17 protein-coding genes and 1 riboswitch are annotated in these 21010 nt (G+C 60.3%); of the genes, 13 read left to right on the forward strand and 4 right to left on the reverse strand.

All coding sequences use genetic code 11. The features are described from left to right. Positions 1 to 3 precede the first annotated feature (3 nt). Positions 4 to 927 (reverse strand): DUF726 domain-containing protein, encoded by a 924-nt coding sequence (locus KO492_RS06030; RefSeq protein WP_216044120.1) that lies wholly within the window; start codon positions 925 to 927, stop codon positions 4 to 6. Between the two features lie 146 nt (positions 928 to 1073). Further along, positions 1074 to 1152: riboswitch (SAM riboswitch) on the forward strand. Between the two features lie 70 nt (positions 1153 to 1222). On the opposite strand from KO492_RS06030, the gene metZ reads away from it, so the two are divergent. The 5 genes from metZ (at position 1223) to KO492_RS06055 (ending at position 7046) form a co-directional block, all read left to right on the forward strand. Continuing rightward, positions 1223 to 2407, forward strand: a complete 1185-nt coding sequence (gene metZ / locus KO492_RS06035; protein ID WP_216044121.1) for an O-succinylhomoserine sulfhydrylase — start codon at positions 1223 to 1225, stop codon at positions 2405 to 2407. 73 nt (positions 2408 to 2480) lie between these two features. Beyond that, entirely contained in the window at positions 2481 to 3584 is a 1104-nt protein-coding gene (gene folE2 / locus KO492_RS06040; protein ID WP_216044122.1) for a GTP cyclohydrolase FolE2, read from the forward strand. Between the two features lie 37 nt (positions 3585 to 3621). Further along, on the forward strand, positions 3622 to 4008 hold the full coding sequence (locus KO492_RS06045) for a DUF2946 family protein (protein WP_216044123.1): 387 nt from the start codon (positions 3622 to 3624) through the stop codon (positions 4006 to 4008). An 89-nt stretch (positions 4009 to 4097) separates the two neighbouring features. Further along, positions 4098 to 5504 carry a PepSY-associated TM helix domain-containing protein gene (locus KO492_RS06050; protein WP_216044124.1) on the forward strand — a complete coding sequence of 469 codons (1407 nt, stop codon included), beginning with the start codon at positions 4098 to 4100 and terminating at the stop codon, positions 5502 to 5504. A 93-nt stretch (positions 5505 to 5597) separates the two neighbouring features. Beyond that, complete coding sequence (locus KO492_RS06055; protein WP_216044125.1) at positions 5598 to 7046, forward strand: TrkH family potassium uptake protein; 1449 nt, start codon at positions 5598 to 5600, stop codon at positions 7044 to 7046. Positions 7047 to 7137: 91 nt separating this feature from the next. Here the strand turns inward: KO492_RS06055 and KO492_RS06060 are convergent, their stop codons facing one another. Then, positions 7138 to 8877, reverse strand: a complete 1740-nt coding sequence (locus tag KO492_RS06060; RefSeq protein WP_216044126.1) for a serine protease — start codon at positions 8875 to 8877, stop codon at positions 7138 to 7140. Positions 8878 to 9184: 307 nt separating this feature from the next. On the opposite strand from KO492_RS06060, the gene KO492_RS06065 reads away from it, so the two are divergent. The 8 genes from KO492_RS06065 (at position 9185) to glmM (ending at position 19875) form a co-directional block, all read left to right on the forward strand. Then, positions 9185 to 10129, forward strand: a complete 945-nt coding sequence (locus KO492_RS06065) for a glycine--tRNA ligase subunit alpha (protein WP_216044127.1) — start codon at positions 9185 to 9187, stop codon at positions 10127 to 10129. After that, the gene (locus tag KO492_RS06070; protein ID WP_216044128.1) at positions 10126 to 10653 is read left to right on the forward strand and encodes a DUF6446 family protein; all 528 of its coding nucleotides are present in this window, start codon (positions 10126 to 10128) and stop codon (positions 10651 to 10653) included. The genes KO492_RS06065 and KO492_RS06070 overlap by 4 nt, the downstream gene beginning before the upstream one ends. A 3-nt stretch (positions 10654 to 10656) precedes the next feature. After that, positions 10657 to 12885 carry a glycine--tRNA ligase subunit beta gene (glyS, locus tag KO492_RS06075; RefSeq protein ID WP_216044129.1) on the forward strand — a complete coding sequence of 743 codons (2229 nt, stop codon included), beginning with the start codon at positions 10657 to 10659 and terminating at the stop codon, positions 12883 to 12885. Positions 12886 to 13004: 119 nt separating this feature from the next. Then, a complete protein-coding gene (locus KO492_RS06080) occupies positions 13005 to 15551 on the forward strand; it encodes a putative PEP-binding protein (RefSeq protein WP_216044130.1) in 2547 nt (848 codons plus the stop codon). 208 nt (positions 15552 to 15759) lie between these two features. Next, positions 15760 to 16440: a cell wall hydrolase gene (locus KO492_RS06085; RefSeq protein WP_216044131.1), complete on the forward strand. Its 681-nt coding sequence runs from the start codon at positions 15760 to 15762 to the stop codon at positions 16438 to 16440. A 141-nt stretch (positions 16441 to 16581) separates the two neighbouring features. Next, positions 16582 to 17502, forward strand: coding sequence for a dihydroneopterin aldolase (locus tag KO492_RS06090; protein WP_216044132.1), 921 nt, complete (start codon positions 16582 to 16584; stop codon positions 17500 to 17502). A gap of 11 nt (positions 17503 to 17513) precedes the next feature. Then, positions 17514 to 18539 (forward strand): dihydropteroate synthase, encoded by a 1026-nt coding sequence (gene folP / locus KO492_RS06095; RefSeq protein ID WP_216044133.1) that lies wholly within the window; start codon positions 17514 to 17516, stop codon positions 18537 to 18539. Beyond that, entirely contained in the window at positions 18529 to 19875 is a 1347-nt protein-coding gene (gene glmM, locus KO492_RS06100; protein WP_216044134.1) for a phosphoglucosamine mutase, read from the forward strand. The genes folP and glmM overlap by 11 nt, the downstream gene beginning before the upstream one ends. A gap of 87 nt (positions 19876 to 19962) precedes the next feature. Here the strand turns inward: glmM and KO492_RS06105 are convergent, their stop codons facing one another. Both KO492_RS06105 and KO492_RS06110 read right to left on the reverse strand, forming a co-directional pair. Continuing rightward, positions 19963 to 20418 (reverse strand): hypothetical protein, encoded by a 456-nt coding sequence (locus KO492_RS06105; protein WP_216044135.1) that lies wholly within the window; start codon positions 20416 to 20418, stop codon positions 19963 to 19965. Positions 20419 to 20499: 81 nt separating this feature from the next. After that, the gene (locus tag KO492_RS06110; RefSeq protein ID WP_216044136.1) at positions 20500 to 20919 is read right to left on the reverse strand and encodes a hypothetical protein; all 420 of its coding nucleotides are present in this window, start codon (positions 20917 to 20919) and stop codon (positions 20500 to 20502) included. Positions 20920 to 21010: the final 91 nt, after the last annotated feature.

The following is a 21010-nucleotide window of genomic DNA, read 5'->3' on the forward strand; positions in this document are numbered from 1 at the left end:
CCCTCAAGATGACGCTTTGCGCGAAAAGGACAAGGGCGAAACGCGGGGAGGACGCGGCAACAGATGAGAAAAACGGGGTGTTGGCGCGGCGGGCAGTTGATCTTGCAAAAGGCCCAAGGGCAAACGCTCGGGATGGCGCAAGGCGCTTCGGTAGAAATCGAACATGCCCTCGCGCAGATAGGGCGACCAGTGGCAGACCTTTTTGTCCGCCGCAGGGATGTTATAGCCGCAGCGCAAAAGCACGGCACGGGTGGCGTCATGGTCAATCTGCACGTCACACCATGCGCGATGCGCGGTGCCAAGTCCGGCCCCCAGCGGGCGGGAAGGACCATGATCCGGCGAGAGGGCGAGTTCCAGCAGGAGATCGAAGAGATCGTTTTCCCGCGAGGTGATGTTGAGCACTTCGGCGGTGCGGCCCGCTTCCGTGTCGAGTGCATGTTCTGCGGTGGAGCGGAACTCGGCCGCCGCCAGAAGAATCGCGCGGCTCACCATGCCTTCGGGCAAATGGGGCAGGGCGGTGAGGATCACCCGTGCGCCCAGTGAGTGCCCGATGAGGTGAACGGGGCGGTCACATGTCCAGATCAGGCGCGCCAGAGCCTCGCCCGTGGCGCGTGCCTGTTGATAGGCCTGCCAGATAGAGCCGCGCGCTTGCCAGCCCAAGGCGATACAGAGTCCCTCGCTCGGATCACCGGAGCCGAAGCCCAATCCGCGCGGCCAGCTGAGCGCCGTGCGGGAGGGGCTTTGCGGATCAAGCGACAGGATATGTGCATGCGGGTCGTGCTGTGGATCTCTGGGCGAAAACTTGTAGCCGTGGATGCAGATGATCACAGGCGCGTCTTGGGGCAGGGTCGCCAGCGCCTGACGCAGAGCCTGTCGCGTTCCGGAGTGGAGAAAGGGACCGTCGGTATTGATCTTCAAAAGGGGCATGGCGTGCCGCTTCCTGTGACATCATCTGACGCGAGACTGCGCGGGGAATGTCACGATGCTGCGACGGAAAAGTGACTCTTTGATAACGCCTCCGTGCGCGTCTTTCGTTGTCATGTGCTTGACAGAGTGTCGCGGGATTTGTACCCCGCCTGCCATGTGGTGATTTGTTCTCCGGATTGCGGGCCACAGGAAAGATACCGCTAAAGAGGTCAGGACGAGACGCAGGGTTGGATAGACCCGCCGTGCCCCCGCTCTTGATCGAGAGGGGGCTTTTTTGTCGAAAGGGATTGCGACGATGGCGAAAGACAGCTGGAAAACCCAAACGAAACTCATTCATGACGGTGTGCGCCGCTCGCAATATGGCGAGGTGTCCGAAGCGCTCTTCCTGACGCAGGGCTTTGTTTATGACACGGCAGAGGCCGCAGAGGCACGTTTTGTCAATCAGGGCGAAGATGAATTCATCTACGCGCGCTATGGCAACCCGACCACGCGCATGTTCGAGGACCGGATGGCTGCGATCGAGGGCTGCGAAGATGCTTTTGCGACCGCCTCCGGCATGGCGGCTGTTGCGGGGGCGTTGATGTCTGTCCTGAAGGCTGGCGATCACCTTGTGTCTTCCAAGGCCCTGTTCGGCTCCTGCCTTTATATCGTCACCGAAGTGCTGCCGAAATTCGGAATCGAGACAACTTTGGTGGACGGCACCAACCTTGACGAATGGAAAGCGGCGCTTCGCCCCGACACAAAGGCGGTGTTCCTTGAGAGCATTTCCAATCCGACGCTTGAAGTCATCGACCTTAAAGCCGTGTCCGATCTGGCCCATGCGGTCGGCGCGCTGGTCGTGGTGGACAATGCAATGTGCACGCCGATTTTCTCCTATGCAAAAGACTGTGGTGCCGATCTGATCATCTATTCGACCACCAAACATGTGGACGGGCAGGGGCGTTGTCTGGGCGGCATCATCGCAGGGGACAAGGAGCTGATCCGCGGACCAGTCGAGACCTATATCAAGCACACGGGCGGGGCGATTTCGCCGTTCAATGCGTGGATTCAGTTGAAGTCTCTCGACACGCTCGACCTGCGTGTGCGGCGTCAGGCGGAGACGGCGATGAAGCTCTGTGAAGCGCTTGACGGCCATCCTGCCCTCAATTCCGTGCGCTACCCGACCTATAAATCGCACCCGCAATACGATCTTGCCAAAGCACAATCCGAGGCGGCGGGCACGGTGATCACCGTTGATCTCAAAGGCGGCAAGGAGGCGGCGTTCAAATTCCTCAATGCGCTTGAGGTCTTTACGCTTTCGAACAATTTCGCCGATGCGAAATCCATCGCGACCCACCCGTGCACCACGACGCATAAGAACGTGCCCGTGGAGAAACGTCCCGAACTGGGGCTTACGGATGGTTTGGTGCGCCTTTCGATGGGACTTGAGGACAGCGCGGATATTGTCGCGGACATTCTCGGCGCGCTTGAGGCGGTCTGAGCGGGCCGGATATGGCCTGCGCAGTGGTCTGTTGCCGAAAACCGTCTATATGAAAGGCGAAAGGGGTTTGCCGATGAATATTCAGACAAGTGAGCGCGAGCAAAACGACAGGGCGACCGCTGAGGCGGCCCTGAAGGCCCTGCGCGATTGGGCGGCAAAGGCCACGCCGACGGAGGTGGCGGAGCTTGATCCGGCCATCTCGCGGCTCTTGCCGGAGGCGGATGACTTCGCCAATTATCCGGCACTGCGCCGTGCCTACCCCGAGGATTTCGAAGTGTCCGAAGGCTACAAAGACAGCTTGCCGGACCTGCAAAACGGGCCGGAGAGCCTGATCAAAGGTGCCAAGCGGCAAATCCAGCATGTCGGCATCTCGAACTTTCGCCTGCCGATCCGGTTCAAGACCCGCGACAATGGAGACCTGACGCTTGAGACCTCCGTGACGGGCACTGTGTCTTTGGAGGCGGAGAAGAAGGGCATCAACATGTCCCGGATCATGCGCTCCTTTTACAAACATGCGGAGCGCAGCTTTTCCTTTGATGTGATTGCGGCGGCATTGCGCGACTATCAAAGCGATCTCGACAGTTTCGATGCGCGCATCCAGATGCGGTTTTCTTTTCCGGTGAAACGTCCTTCCCTGCGGTCGGGTCTTGAGGGGTATCAATATTACGACATCGCTCTGGAGCTTGTGGAGCAGGGCGGGAAAATGACAGAAATCATGCATCTGGACTATGTATATAGCTCCACATGCCCCTGTTCTCTTGAACTTTCCGAACATGCGCGGCGCACGCGGCATCAGCTTGCGACGCCGCATTCGCAACGCTCTGTGGCGCGGGTCTCGGTGGAGGTGAAGAACCAGCCGGACACGCTTTGGTTCGAAGATTTGATTGACCTGTGCCGGTCTGCCGTTCCGACCGAGACACAGGTGATGGTCAAGCGCGAGGACGAGCAGGCCTTTGCAGAACTCAACGCGGCCAATCCGATTTTCGTCGAAGACGCCGCGCGGCTCTTTGCCGAGGCGCTGGAAGCCGACGGACGCATCGGGGATTTCCGCGTTATCGCCAGCCATCAGGAAAGCCTGCATTCCCATGATGCGGTTTCCATGCTGACCGAAGGCGAGACCTTTGCCGCACACAGCCTTGATCCGAAGCTGTTTTCGACCCTCTTTCACGTTGGCTGAATGCGCCTGTGACGGGTGAGGTTTGAGGCTTTCACGAATGCGTGAAAGCCGCTACAAGATCGCCATGTTGGGCCGTTCGATCCGCATTTTCCTGCTTCTGGGCGTGATGCTCGGGATCGTGGGGCCGAAGTCTTCGGCCCTGATGGCGCAGCTTGGCCTGATCAATGCCCGAACCATCGTGATCTGTACCGGTGACGGGCTTCAGACCATCACCCTTGATGCCAACGGCAATCCCGTTGAACATCAGGAAACCCGCTCGCAACCCTGTCCGCTGTGTAACGTCACACCCGCTCTGGCGGGGGCGGCCTTGGCGGAGCCTGTTCTGGCGCTCTATGATCTGGCGGATTATCCGAAACCTGCGGATGTCTCGGGGCGTGACGCGCCCTATACCCTCAGCTTTCCCCGCGCTCCGCCGCAAGTCTGATCCTTTCTCCGAACCCATTACAGAAATCTATCGCCCGATCCGGCCCGTGAAACCCACGCGGCGGTCGGGTTGTGAAAGGATGTGAGACTATGGTCGCACTCGATCAATCCCCTGCGCAAGAGAGCCAGGGCACGGCGGATCATGCCGCCAAATTCTACCGCGCCGCGTGGCGCTGGCATTTCTATGCCGGACTGTATGTCATTCCGTTTTTCATCATGCTGGCTGTGACAGGTATGCTGATGATGTGGATCGCCTATATCGACGGGCGCGACGGGGAGAAAACCGCCGTAATTCCGCAAGAGACACCGCTTGCTGTCTCCGTTCAGGCGCAAGCCGCGATGGATGCGTTTCCGGATGGCCGCCTTATCCAGTATGTTGCCCCGCGTGCCGACGATCTGGCCGCATTGTTCCGCATTGATACGGACGAGGGCGCGATGGTGGCTGTGGTCGATCCCTACACGGCAGATGTGCTCGAAACTTTCCCGCGCCGTTCCGGCCTTTACGATCTCATGGACAATACCCATGGCGAGCTTTTGATCGGCGTCACGGGCGACCGTATGGTCGAGATCGCCGCCTCTTTGGGGGTGATCCTGTTGGTGACGGGACTTTACCTCTGGTGGCCACGCGAGGCGCGTTTGCGGGAGGCCTTGTTGCCCAATCTACGGGCACGCGGACGGGCGCTGTGGAAAAACCTGCATTCGGTTGTGGGTATATGGATTTCGGTGATCCTGTTGTTCTTCCTCATCTCGGGTCTGTCGTGGGCCGGTGTCTGGGGGGAGAAGGTTGTTCAGGCATGGTCCAGTTTTCCCGCCGAGAAATGGGGCGCGCCTCTGTCGGATGTAACCCACGGTTCGATGAATGATGGCCCGAAAGAGGTGCCTTGGGCCTTGGAACAAACGCTCATGCCCGCTTCGGGGTCTTTGTTCGGTGAAGACGGGTTGAAAGCAGGTGCGCCCGTGACCCTCGACACGATGGACGCACTGGCGCGCGTGATCGGGTTTGATGCGCGCTACCAGATGAACCTGCCCAAGGGCGAGACGGGAGTTTTCACCTTTTCGCGCGATAGTATGAATACGGACAGCGTTGATCCTTTGTCGGATCGCACCGTTCATGTGGACCGCTACACGGGAAAAATTCTCGCCGATGTCCGCTATGAGGATTATTCTCTGATGGGCAAGGCAATGGCCGTGGGCATTGCGCTCCACATGGGCACGGCAGGGCTTTGGGTTATTTTGTTGAATACGGTTTTCTGCCTCTCGGTGATCTTCCTGTGTGTGTCCGGTGTGGTCATGTGGTGGAAACGCCGCCCCTCGGGGTCGTTCCGGATCGCGCCTCCGCCGCTGCCAAAGAACATGCCGCTTTGGAAAGGGGCTGTGGTGCTCGGACTGTTGCTGAGCTTTGCGTTCCCGATGGCAGGGCTGACTCTCCTGACTGTGTTGCTTCTGGATTGGCTGGTGATCAGTCGGGTGCCTGTACTCAGGCGTGTGCTTCTGTAAACCTGAGCATTTCTGACATGGCCGGTCTGCGAGGACCGGCCATGCTTGGTTATGCGCTTGACTTGGCCTTGAAGCGCGGCCAAGCCTTGCCTCATGACGGATATGAGACCTGTTGGATATGTGATCGGCACACTCGTCTCCCTTTTGGGGCTGACGATGGTGATCCCCATGATGATCGACCTGTATTTCGGGTCTGGTGACTGGGATGTGTTTTTCACCTCTGGTGTGATCACCTTCGGCTTCGGGGTGGCCTTGATGCTCTCGACCCAGAACGGCCAGCAACAGGGGTTGTCCATCCAGCAGATGTTCCTGCTGACCACGTTGATCTGGCTCATTTTGCCCTTGTTTGGCGGTATCCCCTTCATCCTCGGCGCGACCGAGGCCAGTCTGACGGATGCGTTTTTCGAAGCCATGTCGGGCGTCACCACCACGGGCGCGACCGTGTTTTCTGGGCTGGATGAGCTGCCCGAAGGCATTCTGCTCTGGCGGTCGATGTTGCAATGGTTCGGTGGCGTCGGGATCATTGTGGTCGCCATGGTCTTCCTGCCCGAACTCAAAGTGGGCGGGATGCAGGTGTTTCGCACGGAAGCCTTTGATACAGATGGAAAAGTCCTGCCTCGCGCGGGGGAGATCGCAGCGCGTATTTCGGTCATCTATGTGGCGCTGACGGTCCTGTGTTTTCTGGGCTATCTTCTGGTGGGCATGACAATTTTCGATGCGCTCAACCATGCGCTTACCACGCTGTCCACCGGCGGGTTCTCCACCCATGACGCGTCTTTCGGAGCCTTTCAGGGGCCTGCGGAATATGTCTCCGCTTTCTTCATGATCCTCGCCAGTCTGCCGTTCGTGCGCTATGTGCAGCTCATCGCCGGCACGGCCAAGCCTTTCTGGCGGGACACGCAAATCCACGCCTATCTGATAATCATTTTTGGCCTGACGGTCGGGTTTTCTGTCTACCGTCTGGTGGTCAATGCCGACCATTTCGAACATTCCTTTCGCGAAGGTCTGTTCAATGTCACCTCCATCATTTCCGGCACAGGCTATGCCTCGGTGGATTACCAGCTTTGGGGGGCCTTCCCTGCGGTGGCGTTTTTCTTCATCGGGTTGATCGGCGGATGCGCGGGGTCAACCGCCTGTTCGGTCAAGATTTTCCGCTATCAGCTTTTGTGGGCCTCGATGCGGGCGCAAATCCGCAAGATTCACAGCCCCAATGGCGTCTTCACTCCGCGCTATCAAGGCCACCCTGTGACCGAAGATGTGCTGTCCTCTGTCATGGCCTTCTTTTCGTTCTTTATTGTCACACTTGGCGTCACAGCGGTGCTTCTGGCGGCGACGGGGTTGGATTTTATCACGGCGATTTCCGGCGCGGCCACAGCACTGGCCTGTGTGGGGCCGGGGCTGGGAGATATCATCGGACCTGCGGGGAATTTCGCGACGTTGAACGAGCCTGCCAAGTGGATTTTGTGCATCGCGATGCTGATCGGGCGGCTGGAAGTCATGTCGGTTTTTGCGCTGTTTACCATTCGTTTCTGGCGCGGTTGAAGGCGTCTTGTCGTAGGTCGCAGGCAAAGAAAAACCCCGCCGGAAAGGCGGGGTTTTGTGGTTTTGAAGCTTTGGCTCATGGAGCCGGAGATCAGTTCCAGCAGCTCACCAGAACCGTCATGTCGCGCCCGATGGAGACCAGATCAGCCTCCGAGATGCTGCCGTCAGATGCGGCCATAGCCACGCCGTTTTGTGACAGGAAGCCTGCAAGTTTTTCCATGTCATAGGCAAAGGCGACATCTTCGGGCAGGCTGCGTCCCTCCGGCACCACTGCGGAACCGGGGGCGAGCATACCGATTACGGCGCCGGCGCTGTTGAGCACCGGACCGCCCGCTTCACCCGGCAGCGCGGTCATGGCGAGGCGCAACAGGTCTTCTTCGCCGGACAGGCCCTTGTGCTCTGCCATCAGCCCGTAGTTGAGCGTCGGTGCGCCAAGGCGGCCCTCATAGGCAAAGCCGGAGACCGAGACTTCGGATTGAAGGCGCGGCAGGTGGCTGTCGAAACGGGCCACGGCGAGCGGGGCCAGCGGCTCGGTCGGGGTCAGTAGCGCCATGCCATCTGAAGAGGCCGCAACCGTTGCGTCATAGGTTTCGTCCAGCGTGATCTTGGCACAGCTTGCGACCAGTTCAGCGTCGGTCAGCACCGTGCCCTTGTCATCGACGTAAAAGCCGCTGCCGGCTTTTTCGGGGCGGCGGATGTCGAGACCGGCCATGAGATCAATGTCCTGCGCGGCACCGTCGCCGTAAGCATCGGGCAGGACGCCTTCGGTGGGGGCGAAAGAGGCTTGCATGGCCTCGAGCGCCATTTGATGCCGTTTCTCGTCACCCGTCGGCCAGATCAGGGTCCAGCCTTTGACCGTGCCATTCACCAGACGCGCCTCGGTGTGGGAGGTGATGCGGGTGTTGGTGCCGGTGAGGCTGAAGCTGTTCTTGTCGCGCGAACGCGGACCGTCCATCGGCACGATCTCAAGCGTCTGCATGATTTCGTAAAGCCCGCCCAAAGTGGCCTCGTCGCCGGTTTGCGAGATCAAAAGCACCTGTGCTTCGGACCCGTCTTTGGCGGTGTATTTGGCAAAAGGCGGTGTGTATTCGGCAAATTCCACCATCCCTGCGGGCAGGGTGATCGAGACACCGGCCACCTCGTCCACCACGGGGGTGAGATCAAGGCTGTCGATGACATCCTGGTAGGCTTTCAGAACCTCGGCGCGCTGGCGCGAGGTGAGGACGCCCGTGGCCTCATAGCCTTGCATGGCCTGCCACTCGGACATGGCGCGGCGTGTGCCGGGGCCGAAAGCGCCGTCGATGCCGGAATTGTAGACGCCGGCAAAATGAAGTGCCCTTTGCAAGGCCTCGCGTGCCGGACGGTCCAGCTGCCGCTCGGAGGCGCGGGCCTGCGCGGGGGTCTCATCAAGCTCGACCGGAGTGATCGCAGCGTCAATGACTTGTTCGGTGGGGGCCTCTATGGCCTGCGGCGCCTCCACAGGGGCAAGTGTCGAGACATTCACTCCCACCGGCCAGAAGGCATCGCGGAAACCGGAGCCGTCGGTGAGATAGCTGTCACCGGGAATACGCCCCTGAGCACGCAGCGCACGACGGGCCGCTTCTGCTTCTGCTTCGGTCTCGTAGGGGCCAAGCGCGATGGCGTGCCAGCGGCCCGGCAGGTTGAACCCCACGACATTGGGCAATTCGCCAGCGTAGCCGCGTGCGGCCTCCGTGGCTTGTGTGAGAGAGGGTTGCGCCTCGATCTGAATCCATTGTTCAGCGGAAAGCGCCGTGGTGAGAAACAGAGAGGCGGCAACGCCGAGAGGCGCAACTGCAAAAAACCTAGTCATGAAAACCCTTACTTCTTGGCGAACGGGCTATTGCCCTTGTCCGGTATTATGTCATCGCGCGTTAAGAAAGCAGGTTTCAGGCCGAGGTCAACATGCACACGGGTCCAGATGTGCAGAAATGAAGGAGGTGTGATCCAAATCGGTCGGTTTGCAGGCAATTCCGGCGGTGAAGGCGGGTCTTATGCATGGCTGACATTGACGCCCCCCTCGGGCTTGCCTATTGAAGAGCCGCGTTTGACGCGCTCAAACCGGCGACGAAAGTCCGGCGTTGAAACTCTGGTGACGAAACTCTGGCGAAAGACCTCCCATGTCCGAGACTGTAGACAAACCGCGTTCCTTTCAGGAAATCATCCTGAGGCTTCAGGCCTATTGGGCCGCGAAAGGCTGTGCCGTGCTCCAGCCCTATGACATGGAAGTGGGGGCAGGGACCTTCCATCCGGCGACGACGCTGCGCTCTCTGGGCTCGACGCCTTGGGCCGCTGCCTATGTGCAGCCCTCGCGCCGTCCGACGGACGGGCGCTATGGCGAAAACCCGAATCGCTTGCAGCACTACTATCAATACCAAGTGCTTATCAAACCCAGCCCGCCGGATTTGCAGGATCTCTATCTCGGGTCATTGAAGGCCATCGGGATCGACGCCGAATTGCATGACATCCGCTTCGTCGAGGACGACTGGGAAAGCCCGACCCTGGGCGCTTGGGGCCTTGGTTGGGAAGTCTGGTGCGATGGTATGGAAGTGTCGCAGTTCACCTATTTCCAACAGGTCGGTGGTCATGATTGCAGACCCGTTTCCGGCGAGTTGACCTACGGGCTGGAACGTCTGGCCATGTATGTGCTGGGCATCGATCATGTTATGGACATGCCCTACAACGATCCGGACGCTCCGATCGCGCTGTCCTATGGCGATGTGTTCAAGCAAACCGAGGAAGAATATTCCCGCCACAACTTTGACGCGGCCAATACCGAGATGCTTTTGAAGCATTTCGAAGAGGCCGAGGCCGAGTGTCACGCACTTCTGGCGCAACCTGCCGAAGACCCGAAAACCGGCAAGCGCATCATCATGGTCCATCCGGCCTATGATCAATGTATCAAGGCCTCGCACCTCTTCAACCTGCTGGATGCGCGCGGCGTGATCTCGGTGACCGAACGTCAGGCCTATATCGGACGTGTGCGGACATTGGCCAAAGCCTGTGCCGATGCGTTTGTCCAGACCACGGCGGGCGGCTGGACGCCCGAGGTCGAAGAGGCATGAACGGCAAACTGGTCGCAGGTGGTATCGTGATCTCCGCACTCGTTTTCGGCGCAGGCCTCTACTATTCGCAGGTCTATGCCTATTATGACGCGATTCCGACGGATGCTCCGGCGGCCACGATCCGTGTGACCACGTTTGAAGGCGTGCAAGAAGATATCCTTGCGGAAAATTTCACAGGCATTGATGCGGAGACCTCTCCCATCAAGTTCCGCGCCTGTTTCACCACGCCTTTGTCCCTGTCGATGATGACAGAAACCTTCCAGCCCTACGAAGCTGCGGCCCCCTTGGTGGCGCAGAAATGGTTCAAGTGTTTCGGCGCGGCAACCATCGGCGCCGATCTTGAGGCCGGACGCGCCATCGCCTTTCTGGGCGCAGAAAACACCCCCTATGGCATTGACCGTGTGGTCGCCATCTACCCCGATGGCCGCGGCTTTGCCTGGAACCAGATCAACCGCTGCGGAGAAGCCGTCTATGATGGCGATCCCGCCCCCGCGGGCTGTCCCCCCGCACCTGAAGGAAACTGACCTATGGCTGACTTGCTGATCGAGCTTTTCTCCGAAGAAATCCCCGCGCGGATGCAAAAACGCGCTTCGGAGGATTTGAAATCTCTGGTGACGAACGGTCTGGTCGAGGCCGGTCTGACCTATGCTAGCGCAGGGGCATTTGCCACGCCGCGCCGTTTGGCTCTGTCGGTCGAAGGGCTTCTGGACGCGTCGCCCACCACGGTGGAAGAACGCAAAGGTCCGCGCGTCGGTGCGCCGGAAAAAGCACTCGAAGGCTTCTTGCGCGGGGCAGGGGTGAGCAAGGATGACCTCGAAATCCGCGACGAGAAAAAGGGTCAGGTCTATTTCGCCAAGATCACCAAGCCGGGCCGTCCGGCGGCAGAGATCGTGGCCGAGGTTCTGGAACATGCAATCCGCAACTTCCCGTGGCCGAAATCCATGCGTTGGGGCTCAGGCAGCCTGAAATGGGTGCGCCCGCTGCATTCCATCCTCTGCATCCTCTCGAAAGAGGACGGGGCCGAGGTGGTTGATCTGGAGATCGACGGCATCAAGGCCGGCAACACTGCCTTCGGGCACCGCTTTATGGCGCCCAAGACATTCACGGTTTCGGGCTTTGATGACTATGTGACAAAGCTCAAACAGAATTTTGTCATGCTCGACCCGCAGGAACGCGCCGATCACATCTGGCATGACGCTACCAATCAGGCTTTCGCGCAGGGGCTTGAAGTCGTCGAGGACAAGGGGCTTCTGGCCGAAGTAGCCGGGCTGGTGGAATGGCCGGTTGTGCTTATGGGTGATATTGAAGAGGACTTTCTCGGTCTGCCGCCAGAGGTGCTTCAGACCTCGATGAAAGAGCATCAGAAATTCTTCTCCGTGCGCAACCCTGCCACGGGCCGGATCGAGAAGTTCGTCACCGTCGCCAACCGCGAAACCAAGGACAATGGCGCGACCATTCTGGCGGGGAACCAGAAGGTGCTGGCCGCACGACTGTCGGATGCGAAATTCTTCTGGGAAAACGACAATCGCACGGTGGCACGCGATGGTATGGAGGCCATGTCTGCCGCCCTTGCCAATGTCACCTTCCACAACAAGCTCGGCAGTCAGGCCGCCCGCATCACCCGTATCGCGAGCCTCGCCCGCGAGATTGCCCCCATTGTCGGGGCCGATGCAGAGGAGGCGGCGCTGGCCGCGACTGTTGCCAAGGCGGATCTCAGCTCCGAGATGGTCTACGAATTCCCCGAGCTGCAAGGTATCATGGGTCGCTATTACGCCAAATCGGCGGGGCTGTCCGATGCCGTGGCCGATGCCTGCCGCGATCACTACAGCCCGCTTGGTCCGTCGGATGATGTGCCGACCGAGCCGGTTACGGTTGCCGTTGCTCTGGCCGACAAGCTGGACACGCTCACCGGTTTCTGGGCGATTGACGAAAAGCCCACAGGCTCGAAAGACCCTTTCGCCCTGCGTCGTGCGGCGCTTGGCGTGATCCGTCTGCTGCTCACCAATGACGTCCGCTTGCATCTCGACCGCTTCGTCGATGCGCAGCTTCTGGCGCATCAGATCGCGGTTGCCGATGAAAATGACGGTATCATCGACACGCTCAAGGAAATCCTTGGCGAGATTGCCGAACACGGCGTTTTCGGCGCGGCTCTTGATGCGATCTCCGACAAGCTTTCGGATGACGAAAAAGCCGCTGTGAACTCCGCTGCGGGCGGTGTGCCGGACACGTCCGAAGACCTGCTGGCCTTCTTCCATGACCGTCTCAAAGTCTTCCTGCGCGACGAGGGCATCCGACACGACGTGATTGACGCCTGTCTTGTCATGGATGGCAATGACGACATCACGCTTCTGGTCAAACGTGCCCGCGCGTTGCAACAGATGCTCGACACGGAAGATGGCACCAACCTGATCCAAGGTTTCAAACGCGCCAACAACATCCTCACTCAGGCCGAGGAGAAAGATGGTGTCGAATACAGCTATGGTCCCGACCTGAAATTTGCCGAAGTCGCGGAAGAAAAAGCGCTCTTTGCCGCGCTGGACACGGCAGAGGCGGCGATCAAGCCGGCGATGGAGGCGGAAGACTTCACCGCCGCCATGTCCGCTATGGCCGATATGCGTCCTGCAGTGGATGCGTTTTTCGAGGCGGTGCAGGTCAATGCCGACAATGATGTGGTGCGCCGCAACCGTTTGAACCTCTTGGGGCGTATCCGCGACATCTGTCTGTCGGTGGCCGACCTCACGCATATCGAAAGCTGACACTCTTCGGAGACGCGCGGCGGCAACGGTCATGCGTCAATTCGTGTGGCCATAGCGGATAACGGTTGCGCACACAGGGGACGGGGGCGTAGCTTTACCTCTATCAGGGAGGTGCCGCAGTGCAGCAAGAAAGCGATATTCTAGGGTTCACCCGTATCCGCCGCGTGGCTCCCATTGCGGTGAACACGCATGGCGGGCGTGCGAAATGCCTGCAACGGCTTATCCGTCTCGATCTGCCGGTGCCGGAAACTGTGGCTCTGTCTTTTGATGCAGTTCATCACCTCGCCGAAGGGCAGAGGTTCGATAAACAGGCGCTTTTGCGTGTGTTCGGTGACGCGCCCTTGCTGTCCGTGCGCCCGTCTTCCGAAGATCCGGATTGGGGCGGGCCGGGGGCCATTCTCAACATCGGCATGAACGACGCGCGCCACGCGGAATTGACCGCCTCGCACGGGGCTGAGGCGGCAGATGCGCTCTATCTCAGGTTTGTGCAATCTTTTGCGGTGCATGTAGAGCGTCTTGATCCAGAATTGTTCGAATTTGATACGTCCACGCCTGTCTCCGAGGCGCTCAAGTCGGCGCTTGAGGCCCATGAGGACGAGACCGGAGAGCCCTTCCCGCAAGATGCCGCCGAGCAACTCGGCCAAGTTCTGCGCTCTATGGCGCGGGCGTGGGAGGGCACAACGGCGCGTCTGTTGCGGCAGGCGAAAGGGGCGCCTGCGGATGCGGGGCTGGGGCTGATCGTTCAGGCGATGGCCTTGGGCGTCGGGCCGGGAGAAAGCGGCGCGGGGGTGATCCAGCTTGTCGACTCGGACACGGGCGCGCCTTTGATCAAAGGACGTTACAAGCGCCAGTCGCAGGGGCGCGAGGCGGTGAGCGGCGGCGAAGTGGACGCGCTCTATCTCACCCGCGACACACGCGGTCCCTCTCTCGAAGAGGCCCAGCCGGAGATTTTCGCGAAACTGGTCGAGATTTCCAAAAAATGCCGGACCCGCTTGCGCGAAGAGATGCAGGTGGAATTTACCATCGAGAACGGCAAGCTCTCTATTCTTGATGCTGTGCGCGTGCCGCGCAGTTCGCGTGCGGCGCTCAGAATTGCGGTGCAACTGGCCGAGGATGGCATCATCCCGCGCACAGAGGCGATCACCCGTGTGCCTGCGCGCTCCCTGACCGAATTGCTGCACCAACAGGTTGACCCTAGCGCCAAGCGTGACGTGATCGCGCAAGGCATTGCGGCCTCTCCGGGCGGTGCCGTGGGCCGGATCGTGTTCAATTCCAGCGTTGCCCAGAGTTATCAGTCGCGTGGGGAACCTTGCATCCTAGTGCGGCGGGAGACCACGCCCGAAGATATTCGCGGGATGCATTCCTCTGTCGGCATCCTGACCGAACGCGGTGGTGTGACCTCTCATGCGGCTGTGATTGCGCGCGGTATGGGGGTGCCCTGTGTGGTCGGAGCCTCCATGCGGATCAATTCGCGGGAACGGACGCTGGAACTTGCGGATGGTCGAAAGCTTCAGGAAGGTGACCTTCTGACCCTTGACGGGTCTGCGGGTGTGGCGCTTTTGGGGGCGGTGGATATGTTGCCGCCGGTGAAAGACCACTGGTATCTGAAGCTGATGGAATGGGCTGATGCGATCCGCGATATCGGTGTGCGGGCCAATGCCGACACGCCGATGGACGCCGCGCTGGCCCGCGATTTCAAGGCGGAAGGCATCGGACTTTGTCGCACGGAGCATATGTTCTTTGAGGGCGACCGTTTGACCGTGATGCGGGAGATGATTTTTGCGTCCCGCCACGAAGACCGCGCCGAGGCCATCGCGCGTCTCTTGCCCATGCAGCGGTCCGACTTCATCGAGTTGTTCCGCATTATGGAAGGGCTGCCGGTCTGTATCCGGCTGTTTGATCCGCCCCTGCATGAATTCCTGCCCTCGGATCGCGAAGGGGCCAAGGAATTGGCCGAGGCGCTCGATCTGCCGCTCTCCGATGTGACGCGCCGGATCGAATGGCTCTCCGAGTTCAATCCGATGCTGGGGATGCGCGGTGTGCGGCTGGGGATTACTTTCCCGGAGATTTACGAAATGCAGGCCCGTGCGATTTTCGAGGCGACGATCGAGGCCAACAAACACGGCGCGCCCGTGGTGCCGGAGATCATGATCCCGCTGGTTTCAGCCAAACGCGAGGTGGAGCTGGTCAAAACCCAGATCGACGGGGTGGCTGCCGCTGTGCGTACGGAAAATGGGGCGGAGTTCACCTATCGTCTCGGTGTGATGGTCGAAACCCCACGTGCGGCTTTGCGCGCCGGAGACATTGCCCAGAATGCAGCCTTTCTGTCCTTTGGCACCAATGACCTGACCCAGATGGCCTATGGCCTGTCACGCGATGACGCGGGGCGGTTCATGAACGCCTATGTGCAACAGGGCGTGTTCCCTGAAGACCCGTTCCACATGCTCGATTTCGAAGGCGTGGGGGAATTGCTGAAAATCGGGGCCGAGCGGGGGCGTCTGGCGCGGCCCGATGTGACGGTCGCGGTTTGTGGTGAACATGGCGGCAACCCCGAATCGATTGCCTTTTGCCGGGAGGCGGGATTCGATTATGTGTCCTGTTCCCCCTTCCGCGTGCCTGTGGCGAGGCTGGCCGCGGCGCAGCTTGTGGTTGCAGATGCAAAATAGTCACAAAAATATGACAAAGCGCTGAAAATAAAGGCGGATGATGGCCTGATTTCTGTGGTGGTCCGGCGGAATTGCGCTTCTCTCTTGACCAGCGCATAACAGCTATTCGGCCTCTAGGGTGGACCTTTGAGGGCATATGACCTATGCCCCGCCTTTGAATTCCACCCGTGAGGTCCCGACTGTTGGGACGCAATGGAGGGGCAACCCTATGCAGATCCCAGCAAAGCTCAAAGCGTTCGCGCTTGTAGTGACGCTCGGCGTAACGACGCTTCCGGCCCAGATGTCTGCCGAAGTGACCGTGAGCCATTCGAACGACCCGAGCCCGGTGCTTGGCCTTGAACTGAACGCCCTGTTAAAGCAGGAGCGCAGCGGACTTGAGAGCGTCGATGCAGATGCGATTGAGCGTCTTCTGTCGAGCTTCAAGCCGAAATCCAAGGCGCAGACGATCTCCTATACGCAAGACTTTCTGGCCAGTCAGCCCGCAGCCTCAGGCGGCGAGCAATGGCAATGCCTGTCCGAAGCGTTGTATTTCGAGGCCCGCGGCGAGAGCGTCAAAGGCCAGTTTGCCGTGGCCGAGGTGATCCTCAACCGTGTGTCCTCGCCCGCCTTTCCGAATACGGTCTGCGGCGTGGTGCATCAGGGGACGGGCAAGAAATATCAATGCCAGTTTACCTATACCTGCGATGGTCACGCCGATGTCGTGCGTGAACAAGCGGCATGGGATCAGGTGTCCAAAGTCGCCAAGCTGATGCTGGACGGCGCGCCGCGCACCCTGACCCAAGGGGCGACCCATTACCACACGCGGGCCGTGAACCCGCGTTGGGCACGGGCTTTTGCGAAAACCGCACAGATCGGTGTGCATCTGTTCTACCGGATGCCGCAGGCCTGATCAGAGAGCCAGTCACGGAATTGTTTCAGGCCCCGTCGTGAAAACGGCGGGGTTTTGCCATTTGCCGAGGCGGGGTGCCGGAGGGCCAGATTGGTCTTGGCCCCGCGCGGGCAAAGCTGTAGCAAAGGCCAAATCTCAAGAATGAGGCCCACTGTGTCCGAAATCCGACAGGCATTTGAACATCCCGAAACCCGCGCCGCCGCCACTTCGGGGGCGGCTCCCTTGGACCGGATTTCTCTCAGGGACCATGTGGTCGAGGTGGAGATCGGAGCGTTTCAGGCCGAACGCGGCGTGCGTCAGCGCATTTCTTTCAACATTGTAGTCGAATTAACGCCGGTGTCCGGTCCGATTGACGATGATGTGGATCGTATCCTGTCTTATGATCGATTGACCGAGGCCATCCATACGGAACTCGCAGCTGAACGGCTCAACCTGCTGGAGACCCTTGCGGAACGGATTGCCGAGCGCATTCTGGCCGAGCCGCGCGCCTTTCGGGTCTTTGTGCGGATCGAAAAGCTCGACCGTGGCCCCGGTGCCTTGGGGGTCGAGATCGTGCGCAGTGCCGATCAGGCCGGTCATGCGGAGGTCATGGAGGCCCCCGTGCCCCATCCTTTGATCGTGCATTTGACGCCGGAGGCGCTGCAAAGCGCCAATCTTTCCGCGTGGATTGATGCTATTGCGGCAGATCCGCGCCCCGCGATCCTGACCGTTGGCCTGCCTGAAGGCGACTGGCCGAAAGCCGGTCATAAGGCCGCGCAACGGCGGATTGACCTGCTGGCTATCGAACAAAACGCATGGACCCTTGCCGCACGTGATCCACGCTGTGTCGTGCGAGCGACGCGCACGGAGCTGGACTGGGCGATGAAACAGGGACAGATTTCGGTCTGGGCCCCGTCGAAGCTGGTTCTGGATGCGGTGCATGGCCCGAAAGAAGGGATCGCGGAGATGGTCGCCTGGCTCGGGCGTGAGGTGTCTGCCGCTGCGATCCTGTGCCTTGGGGATTGCGAGATTGAAGGGGCCGAGATTCGCAACCCGAACGGGGAGATCACGCTGCTCTCATGACCGCTGCTCTGATGACTGATGCTGTTTATTACTACCGTCCGATCCCGCAGGTGGATGCGGCCCGCCCGACAGGGGCGTACAGGCTGGCGGGGGGCTGGTGCTGGTTCACCCATGTCGAGCGTCTTTGCCGCCATGCGTCCCCGGAGATCATTCCCGCGCAAGAGGTGCCCGAACAGGTGCTTCAGCGGCTGACCGCGCCGCGACCGTCTCTGGCGGGGCTGGATTTGCAGCGCCCCAATCTGATGGGCATTCTCAATGTCACGCCGGACAGTTTTTCGGACGGCGGCAAGTTTGCCCGCCCCGAAGCGGCGCTTGAGCAAGTGCGGCATATGCTGGCGCATGGGGTGGACATCATCGACATCGGCGGAGAAAGCACGCGCCCCGGTGCGCACTATGTACCTGTGTCAGACGAGATTGCCCGCACCGCTCCCGTGATCCGCTCCATCCGCGCCGAAAGCGCCGTGCCGATCTCGATTGATACGCGCAAGGCCCCCGTGGCCGAAGCGGCTCTGGAGGCCGGCGCGTCACTGGTGAATGATGTTTACGCCTTTACCCATGACCCCGATCTGGCGCAGGTCGTGGTCACGCAGGGCGCGCCGGTGTGTCTCATGCATGCGCAGGGCGATCCGGAGGTGATGCAGGAGAACCCGCAGTATGACAATGTGCTGCTGGATGTCTTCGATTTTCTGGCAGAACGTGTCGCGGCGGCGGAATCTGCGGGCATCCCGCGCGGGCATATTCTTGTTGATCCGGGGATCGGGTTCGGCAAGACACAGGCGCATAACCTCGCGCTGCTCAACCGTCTGTCGTTGTTTCACAGCCTTGGCTGCGGCGTGCTTTTGGGCGCTTCGCGCAAAGGCTTTATCGGACGGATCGGCAAGGCCGCAGAAGCACAGGCCCGCGCGCCCGGCTCGATGGCGGTGACGCTTGCGGGCGTGGCGCAGGGCGTGCAAATTCACCGCGTTCATGATGTGGCAGAGACGCGACAGGCACTGGCGCTCTGGCAGGCGGTTACAGGAGGCAATAATGGCACGTAAATTCTTTGGCACGGACGGGGTGCGCGGACGCGCCAACAGTCATCCGATGACCGCAGAGATGGCGCTCAAACTCGGCGCGGCGGCGGGACGCTATTTCCGGCGTGACGGGTCTTCGGCGCATCGCGTGGTGATCGGCAAGGACACGCGCCTGTCGGGCTATATGTTTGAAACCGCAATGACGGCGGGGTTCACCTCCACGGGGATGAACGTGTTTCTGCTCGGGCCGGTGCCGACGCCCGCTGTGGGGATGTTGACGACCTCAATGCGGGCCGATGTGGGGGTGATGATCTCTGCCTCGCACAATCCGGCAGAGGACAACGGCATCAAGTTCTTCGGCCCTGACGGGTTCAAACTTTCCGATGAAGCGGAAAGCGAGATCGAGCGTTTGATGGAAGAAGGCGTCGAGCCTGCGCAGGCCAAGAACATCGGTCGCGCGAAACGCATTGACGACGGGCGTTTCCGTTATAACGAGCGGGTGAAATCGACCTTGCCGCGAGGCATGACGCTTGCGGGGCTGAAAGTGGTGATCGACTGCGCCAATGGCGCGGCCTATCGCACAGCGCCCGAAGTCTTGTGGGAGTTGGGAGCCGAGGTGATCCCAGTGGGCACCGCGCCCAACGGCTACAACATCAATGACCAGTGCGGCTCCACCTATGTGCAGACGGCAGCCGAGGCTGTGGTCGCGCATGGGGCGGATGTGGGCATTTGTCTCGACGGTGATGCCGACCGTGTGATGATCCTCGACGAGAGCGGACAGGTTGCCGACGGGGATCAGCTCATGGGGTTGATGGCGAAATCCTGGGCGGATCAGGGCAAGCTCGCAGGCGGGGCGCTGGTTGCCACGGTGATGTCGAACCTCGGGCTGGAACGGTTTCTTGAGGCCGAAGGGCTGACACTGGAACGCACCGCCGTGGGGGACCGCTATGTTGTGGAGCGGATGCGGGCAGGGGGCTTCAACCTTGGCGGCGAACAATCCGGCCATATCGTGATGAGCGATTACGCCACGACGGGCGACGGGCTGTTGGCGGGGCTGCAATTCCTCGCGGCGATGGTCGAGACGGGCAGGAAAGCCTCTGAACTGACGCAGGTTTTTGAGCCTGTGCCGCAGCTTTTGCAGAACGTGCGCTACGGCACGGGGCAAAAGCCGCTGGACGCGGCGCATGTCAAAGCGGCGATCACGGATGCGGAGGCGCGGCTGGCGGGCAACGGGCGGTTGTTGATCCGCAAATCCGGCACGGAGCCTTTGATCCGCGTGATGGCCGAGAGTGTCGATGAAGCTATCCTGAATGCGGCTGTCGCGGATGTTGTGGCGGCGGTCAAAGCCGCGACACAGTAATCCGGCGTCGCGCCTTCTGGTGGTTGGACAAGACAGGCAAAGGCGGCTTTCGGGGCCGCCTTTTTCACGATCTGCGGGAGAAAGGTTTCAGCGCCCGATCGGAATGATGAAGCCGGTTGAGACCACGCCGTAAACCCCGTCATCATAGCCTGTGGCGGCATTGAGGAAGAGATATTTGTAGCTCAACTGAATGGATGGGGCCACGCCGGTGTAGCCATCTCCGAAAGAATGGAGGTAGGCGCCGACAATCCCGACCTGCGCATACTCGCCGATCTTCCACATCTTCGCAGCGGAGAGGTGCACCGATGTGTCGGATTGACTGTCGCGATAGGCCCCGACGGTGTAGTTCAGATCATAGGCGCGTTCGGCCCATGTGAGCAGCAGCCCCGGATTGGTTTCGTTGAAATCGTCATCGTCGTCCTCGCCCCAGTCCCCGTAATGGTGCGAGGCCAGCGGGATCATGGCGTAATCCGGCACAAACCCGTCGGCAAGGGCGGGAGAGGCGGTCAGGAGAAGGGCGGTGAGTGCGGGTTTGATCTGCATGGCGCTTCCGTGGTTGAATTCTCCCTCACATCTGCGGGGAAAATCGTGCAGGATTATGGCCACGCCAAGGCAATTCGGAGATCATACCCCGCCGGTAAACGGTGACATGGTCAGGCACATGGTCGCGTTCATCAGAGTCCATGCCACGCCAAAGATCTTCCAGAACATCTGTTTCCAGCGTGAGGCGGTTCTCAGCTTGCCTTTGGGCTGGGCCTTGGCAACCGCACGGGCCACGAACAGCAGGTAGACGCCGAAGGCCGCGAAAACATACGGGAACAGCCCGTAGAGCGGCTCAATGGCCAGAAGCAGTACATAGACCGGAATGAAAAACAGAGCGGCCAGATAATTCCCCGCCCAGAACGTGTCCCCCATGCCCTCATGACCGGCCAGAAGGCTTTTCCAGAAACCGAGAGTGAACATGCGGGCGCGTTCGGCGCGGATGTCGTCCATATCGGAGGGGGTGAGGTCTTCGGGGATGTAGTCGTCCTGCGGATCGGTCATGGGAGGCTCCTTTGCCCGCATATAGCGCAGCATTTTCCCAGCCCCGCAAGGGCTTTGCACGCAAATCACAGGGACATAAAGCCGCTCCTCG

It is taken from the genome of Celeribacter halophilus, assembly GCF_018860305.1.
Taxonomy (GTDB): Bacteria; Pseudomonadota; Alphaproteobacteria; order Rhodobacterales; family Rhodobacteraceae; genus Celeribacter; species Celeribacter halophilus_A.

Coding starts and splice junctions, on each gene's coding strand:
- KO492_RS06030 (WP_216044120.1), bottom strand. CDS start 927: ATGCCCCTTTTGAAGATCAATACCGACGGTCCCTTTCTCCACTCCGGA.
- metZ (WP_216044121.1), top strand. CDS start 1,223: ATGGCGAAAGACAGCTGGAAAACCCAAACGAAACTCATTCATGACGGT.
- folE2 (WP_216044122.1), top strand. CDS start 2,481: ATGAATATTCAGACAAGTGAGCGCGAGCAAAACGACAGGGCGACCGCT.
- KO492_RS06045 (WP_216044123.1), top strand. CDS start 3,622: ATGCGTGAAAGCCGCTACAAGATCGCCATGTTGGGCCGTTCGATCCGC.
- KO492_RS06050 (WP_216044124.1), top strand. CDS start 4,098: ATGGTCGCACTCGATCAATCCCCTGCGCAAGAGAGCCAGGGCACGGCG.
- KO492_RS06055 (WP_216044125.1), top strand. CDS start 5,598: ATGACGGATATGAGACCTGTTGGATATGTGATCGGCACACTCGTCTCC.
- KO492_RS06060 (WP_216044126.1), bottom strand. CDS start 8,877: ATGACTAGGTTTTTTGCAGTTGCGCCTCTCGGCGTTGCCGCCTCTCTG.
- KO492_RS06065 (WP_216044127.1), top strand. CDS start 9,185: ATGTCCGAGACTGTAGACAAACCGCGTTCCTTTCAGGAAATCATCCTG.
- KO492_RS06070 (WP_216044128.1), top strand. CDS start 10,126: ATGAACGGCAAACTGGTCGCAGGTGGTATCGTGATCTCCGCACTCGTT.
- glyS (WP_216044129.1), top strand. CDS start 10,657: ATGGCTGACTTGCTGATCGAGCTTTTCTCCGAAGAAATCCCCGCGCGG.
- KO492_RS06085 (WP_216044131.1), top strand. CDS start 15,760: ATGCAGATCCCAGCAAAGCTCAAAGCGTTCGCGCTTGTAGTGACGCTC.
- KO492_RS06090 (WP_216044132.1), top strand. CDS start 16,582: ATGAGGCCCACTGTGTCCGAAATCCGACAGGCATTTGAACATCCCGAA.
- folP (WP_216044133.1), top strand. CDS start 17,514: ATGACTGATGCTGTTTATTACTACCGTCCGATCCCGCAGGTGGATGCG.
- glmM (WP_216044134.1), top strand. CDS start 18,529: ATGGCACGTAAATTCTTTGGCACGGACGGGGTGCGCGGACGCGCCAAC.
- KO492_RS06105 (WP_216044135.1), bottom strand. CDS start 20,418: ATGCAGATCAAACCCGCACTCACCGCCCTTCTCCTGACCGCCTCTCCC.
- KO492_RS06110 (WP_216044136.1), bottom strand. CDS start 20,919: ATGACCGATCCGCAGGACGACTACATCCCCGAAGACCTCACCCCCTCC.